The sequence below is a fragment of the Homoserinimonas sp. genome (assembly GCF_056262345.1).
This window is the reverse complement of record NZ_JBACFR010000155.1, coordinates 1-5730: the sequence shown is the minus strand read 5'-3', so window position 1 is coordinate 5730 and position 5730 is coordinate 1. Positions and strand designations below refer to the sequence as shown.

Here is a 5730-nt window from a genome sequence, read left to right as displayed (position 1 = left end):
CCCATACATTGCGCCGAGCATGGCGACCTTTGCCTCGTCTCGCGTGGTCACAGCGCCGACCTGCACGATTCCTGCATACAGATCACCAGATGCCCCTGCAGCCGCCATGGCCCGATCAGCGGCAATCGCGGCCAGGATGCGCGGTTCCAGCTGGGATGCATCGGCCACGATCAGCTTCCACCCCGGGTCGGCCACGACAGCGGCACGAATCTGGCGGGGTAGCTGAAGCGCGCCACCTCCTCCCCTGCTCGACCAACGACCGGTAACGACTCCTCCCGGCACATAGTCGGGGTAGAAGCGCCCGTCTCGCACATTGGTGTCGAGCCAGTGCCAACCGTTTGCGCTCATGAGGCGCGCTAGACGCTTGTATTCGAGGAGCGGTGCGATGGCCGGGTGATTGACCTCGCTGAGCTCCCACTTGCTGGTGGAGTTGACCATGAGGCCTGTCCTCCGCAGAGCTTTGAGCGTGGCTGCGGCGGAATCCGGGTTCAGATCCGGAGCGTCAAGCGCATCGCGCACCTCGCGAGCGAGCCGCTCCATTTCGACGGGGCGGTCACCCGGCCGAGGACGAGGCCCGAGAGTGCGGGTAAGCAGGTCGTTGTGAATCTCCGCGCGCCAGGGCAGCCCTGCGTGCCGGATCTCGACCGCAACGAGGGCACCGGCCGACTCCGCCGCCAGCAAAAGGCCAAGACGCGGGGTCGTCGCCGCCTGCTGACGCTGAAACTCCGTCAACGGGTCTGGTGCGGATGCCGCTGCCTCGTGGTCGTCGAACTCAAAGAGGGCGGCACCAGCGGGGGCTGCCACCGCTTCTTGAGGCGCAGCATCCCAAGCATCAAGCGGTAGCACCGACGGCGAGAAGGCTCCCGAAGCATGGGTGTTGCGCAGAATCGCCCGGCACAAGCGCAAGTCGTGGCACCGATCCACCCGCACGCCCGCGGCGAGCAGGGCGGGGTACCAGTTGTTGGTGTCATCCCACACCCATCGCGGCCGTGCTGCCTCGTGAGCACGCACGGCATCCCCAAAGTCGGCGCGAGGCACGACGGTCGCACCACCAATGGCTCCCGAGTCGTCGACCGGGGTAATCGACACCGCGTCGACGAGGGCGGAGACGATCAGATGCACTGAGACAGTCTGGCGCACACCACCGACACCGTTCGCACGAGCGATGCCGCCCTTAGTGGAGGAGCCCGCCACCCTTAGCGAGAACGTTCTTCTCGCCCGCCTCGATCGGCACGCTAAAGCGGTTCTGCAGCGGAGGCATCGGGCAATTGAACGCATACGAAAACGCGCACGGGGGAAGCACCGCGAGGTTGAAGTCGAGCGTAATCGTGCCGTCGGGCTGTGGCGCCACGAAGAGAAAGCGGCCAACGCTGTAGGTGGAATCACCGCTGGTCGCATCAGAGAACACCAGCTGGAGTGCCCGGCCAGAGCGGAACGCGGCGAGGTTGTACTCCTGGCCGTCTTTTTCAAAGCTGATCTCGCCGGGCACGACCATCTCCCTGGTGCGCCCGTCGTCCTTGAGATGCTCGAAGCCCACGGTCGTGCCGCCCTCGATCTCGCGGAACTGAGCTGTGATCACCCAGTCTGGGTTGTAAGGAAAAGCGTCGATGCCGCCAAACGACTGGATGGCCTCCGAGTTTGCATCCCACACCCGCAGCGCATAACCGCCCTCAACGGAGATCACAAAGCCCATCACCGTGTCACTGAAGCGGATCTCTCCCGGTTCTGCAGAATCCTTTGCTGCCACCACGACTGAGCCATCGACCAGCTTGCCGTTGACCGTGATTCCGTCGGACGCCTCCGCCGTGAGCATCACACCGGACTCGCCTGCCGGCAGGGGGGCCCAAACTCCAGGAACGCCCCACACCGACTGCTCCGAGTCGATGAGCTGAGTGGTCGTGAGCGCGAGGCTGCCCTGGGGCTGAACCACTGACTGGTCCCGGCGTGCCCGAAAGGTTGCGAGGCGGGCTTCGGGGCTTGCTGTTGCGGTCTCAGTCATGTGTCCATCCTTGTCGACGTCACCTGGGGGAACGCGGATGCCGCCCCGCGTGTTCCCAGTGCCGCCAAAAATCCTGGGGCGTTGGGCGGCGGCCGAGTGCGAGAGGGCAAAAAAATCGGCCCCCACCGTGAGGTGGGGACCGATCAAAGTCTCACACAATCCGAATTATCGGACGGTCAAACTAGATGGGGCGGATGTTCTCCGCCTGCGGGCCCTTGGGGCCCTGAGCCAGGTCGAACTCGACCTTCTGGTTCTCGTCGAGCGAACGGTAGCCGTTCGACTGGATCGCCGAGTAGTGTGCGAACACATCGGGGCTGCCGTCTTCGGGGGCGATGAAGCCGAATCCCTTTTCAGCGTTAAACCATTTAACGGTTCCTGTTGCCATTTTTTATTCTCCTTCAGGAGCTCTTCGCGTGACTCCGACCTCCGGAGTCACTCGTCGCGGTGATCATCGTCCGCTCCCGAAAGAAACCCGGCCGTAGCCGGTCAATCAAGATCTGCGAGGTACTGCAACTTGCTTTCATGACACTACTGCACGGTTCGGCCAAAAAACAGAGTTGAGCGTCTTTTGGCGAATGATTCACAGGAGCGTAACTTCTCGGTCACCCAAAATTCGCCTCGGCATCGTCGCAGAAACGGCCGCCGCGACAAGCATGAGAGCGGCTGCTGACCCGAAGGCTATTGGCCAGGAGAAGGAATCGAGCAAGGCTCCCGCAACAAGCGGTCCGACGATCGCCCCCGCGTCGGAGAATGCAGAAAATATTGCCACCGGCCGGGCGTTTCGCGCACCGGCGGCGTCGCCAACCGACGCTGCGGGCGCAGTTCCCATGAACGCCGCCGCAGCTCCGTAGAGGCAGAGCAACACCGTGAGAACCGCGAAATTGGGCACAACGGAGATCGCCATGAGCAAAATCGCGGCGGTCGTGAACGCGCCCACCATCGCCGGGCGCCGCCCCACACGGTCGACAAATCGCCCCGCTGGGCCGAGGCAGAGCGTCTGCACGACAGCTGCGATGGCAAAAGCAACGCCCGTCCATGCGGAGGTGCCTCTCAGGACTTCGACCACCAGCACGGGGATCAGGGCGCTCCTCGCGCCCATCGATCCCCACCCCTGAGCAAAGTTGGCGACACAGGCCGCAACGAAGCGGCGATCACGCAGGACCACGCCGAGCGGAATCTGGGGCGGAGCATCCGCCGTAATGACAGCAGTGGGCTTGCGCAGAAGCACGAGCCCGATGATGCCGGCCACGATCAGCGTCGCGGCGTAGAAGAAGAACGGCGCACGCAGCGAGAAAGCGGCAAGGACGCCGCCGACGGCAGGGCCGGCCATCCCTCCGACGAGAAACCCTCCCTGGTAGAAGCCGACGGAGCGCGCCCGGCTTTCGGGCGCCGCCGTGCTCAGCAGGAGCGTCATCGCCGAGACCGAAAACATGGCGGAGCCGATGCCCCCGGCACCGCGAAGCATGAGAACTTCTGCATAGCTCCCGGCGATTCCGACGAGACCGCTCGAGACGGCGACAATGCCGATTCCGATGGCCAGGATGGTGCGCTCTCCCCCTCGATCGACGAGTCGGCCAACAAAGGGAGTCGCAATCAGGCGAAAAAGAGCAAAGGCCGAGACCACCGCGCCGATCTCGACGAAACCCACGTCGAAGCTCCGCACGTAAACGGGCAGCACGGGAATGACAACGCCAAAGCCAAGCATGACGAAAAAGGCGATGATGCCCAGAACGATGACGTCGCGGTCGAGCCGCTCGTCGCCGCGACGGGAGAACAGACGACGGAGGCGGTGCACCCCTCAAGAGTAGAGGAGCGCGAACCCCCGCTCAGGGCCTCGCGGGTCAGTCTCGGGAGACCTTGGCTAAGAAATCGAGGGTTGCATCCAGGGCCTCCTGCGCCTCATCCGTCTCGAGATTGAACTGATACTCGTGCGGCAGGGCAGGCTCGTGACTGGCCTCCCAGAACAGCGTCGTGACATCCACCCCCGCTTGCTTCAGCTGATTCGCCATGGGGACGGACTGAGTCCAGGTGAGGCCGTCGCCGTTTCCGCCGGAAATGTACGTGGTCGGAAAGCTCTCGTCTACGAAATCAATGCTCGACATGGTGAGGCTCGCATACGTTGACGACCAGTCCCTGGTGCCGGTGTATGCCCAGAGCGATGCCTTCATCCCCCACGCCGTTATGCCGTTGAGCGCCCCCATCGCGGGGATATCGAAAACACCGCAGTTGAGGATGATGGCGTCGAGCTGATCTGTTGTGAGCGCGGGAGTCAGACCCATCAGGTCTGCGTAGTCGCTGCGCGTCGTGAGCACGGCGAGCTGACTGGCCAGCTGTGCACCTGCGGAGTCGCCGGCAAGGATGATGCGGTCTGGGTCGATACGAAGGCCCTGGGCATTGTCGAGCAGGTGCGAGAGTGCATCGTTGAGCTGGGTGACAGCGACCGGATACTCGGCCTCTGGCCCGTAGCCATAGTTGAGCCCGACCGTGGTGTAGCCATGTGAGGCGAGAATGCGCAGGTAGGGCGCGACATCGGCCTTGGACCCCGAAATCCAGGCGCCGCCGTGAATCCAGACGATCGTGGGCAGCGGATCTGTTCCCTCGTCGGGGGTGAACACATCGAACGTCGTTGAGGCACCCTCGTCCCCGTAAGAGAGATCGAGTTGCTCGCTGATGCCGCTCTCGGGAACGAACGGCTCCATCTCTTCCACGGTCGCCTCGGCCCCCATCGTGAAAACCCAGCGAATGAGTATCGCAGAAGGCCACGGAGAGATCGCGCTAACGAGCGTGATTGCCACCACCCCTGCCGCCACGGCGAGGATCACCTTCTGACCGCGGGTCCACTGGGCACGGCGTACGGCTTTCACATCGCTCATGGTGCTAATCCTAGGGAGCGGGCGAGCCGCATCCGCGCGTCGTAGCGAGTCGGCTCACGCGGCGTCGAGGAACGGCTGATAGCGATACCCATCGGCATCAACTATGGCGACCGTCGACTCCGGAACTTCGGTAAAGACGCCGGGCAGATCGTTGAGAGGTTCGGAGACGACGAGACGGGCATGGGATCCGAAGAGCGTGAGCCGCTCGGCATCCGGATACATCTCCCGCAAGATGTCGATATCAACCGAGTGAAACAGAGTTCTGGTTCGCCTCTCCGACGAGTAGCGAAAGGCCCAGATCGTGACACCGTCGGTGACCGCAACCGTGCCCTGCATCGGAAACGGGATTCCATGGTCGTGCCCGACGGATTCCACCATCCTGACCGCTTTTTCCATCGCGGCAATCGGATCCTCCTTGAGCCCGAGCGTCAAGGCCAGGTGGAACAGCACTTCCGAATCCGTTGTGCCCCGTATCTCTGGATACAACGAAGGGTCAACCGCAAAGGTGAGGTCTCGCTTGCTCTTCTCAAAGTCGTCGAGCGCACCGTTGTGCATGAACATCCAGTTCTCATGCCGAAACGGGTGGCAGTTGGTGCGCTGAATAGGCGGCGCCGCTGCGGCTCGAACGTGGCTGAAGAAGAGCGGGCTGCGCACGCTGCGGGTGAGCTCCCGCAGGTTCTCGTCGTTCCACGCCGGCTCGATGCTGTGGAAGAACGCCGGGCCAGAGTGCGGCGCGGAGTCCTCCGGATACCATCCGAACCCAAAGCCGTCACCGTTGACGGTCTCGTGGCCGAGGGGCGAGTTCAACGACTGCGCAACCAGTGAATGCTGGGCATCGAGAATCACCGTCGAGGCCAA

The 5730-nt window shown here is 63.3% G+C and carries 6 protein-coding genes; all 6 read right to left on the bottom strand.

Translation table 11 applies throughout. The features are described 5' to 3' along the window. Positions 1–1122 (bottom strand): bifunctional 3'-5' exonuclease/DNA polymerase (locus tag AC062T_RS07905; RefSeq protein ID WP_476028910.1); only part of this gene is annotated, 1122 nt, incomplete at its 3' end. A gap of 52 nt (positions 1123–1174) precedes the next feature. Further along, on the bottom strand, positions 1175–1999 hold the full coding sequence (locus AC062T_RS07900) for a DUF1684 domain-containing protein (protein ID WP_476028908.1): 825 nt from the start codon (positions 1997–1999) through the stop codon (positions 1175–1177). Between the two features lie 181 nt (positions 2000–2180). Beyond that, positions 2181–2384: a cold-shock protein gene (locus AC062T_RS07895; protein WP_108516695.1), complete on the bottom strand. Its 204-nt coding sequence runs from the start codon at positions 2382–2384 to the stop codon at positions 2181–2183. A gap of 195 nt (positions 2385–2579) precedes the next feature. Beyond that, positions 2580–3794, bottom strand: a complete 1215-nt coding sequence (locus AC062T_RS07890) for an MFS transporter (protein WP_476028905.1) — start codon at positions 3792–3794, stop codon at positions 2580–2582. A 46-nt stretch (positions 3795–3840) separates the two neighbouring features. Then, positions 3841–4872 (bottom strand): alpha/beta hydrolase, encoded by a 1032-nt coding sequence (locus AC062T_RS07885; protein WP_476028903.1) that lies wholly within the window; start codon positions 4870–4872, stop codon positions 3841–3843. 54 nt (positions 4873–4926) lie between these two features. Continuing rightward, on the bottom strand, positions 4927–5730 hold the full coding sequence (locus AC062T_RS07880) for a class II glutamine amidotransferase (protein WP_476028901.1): 804 nt from the start codon (positions 5728–5730) through the stop codon (positions 4927–4929).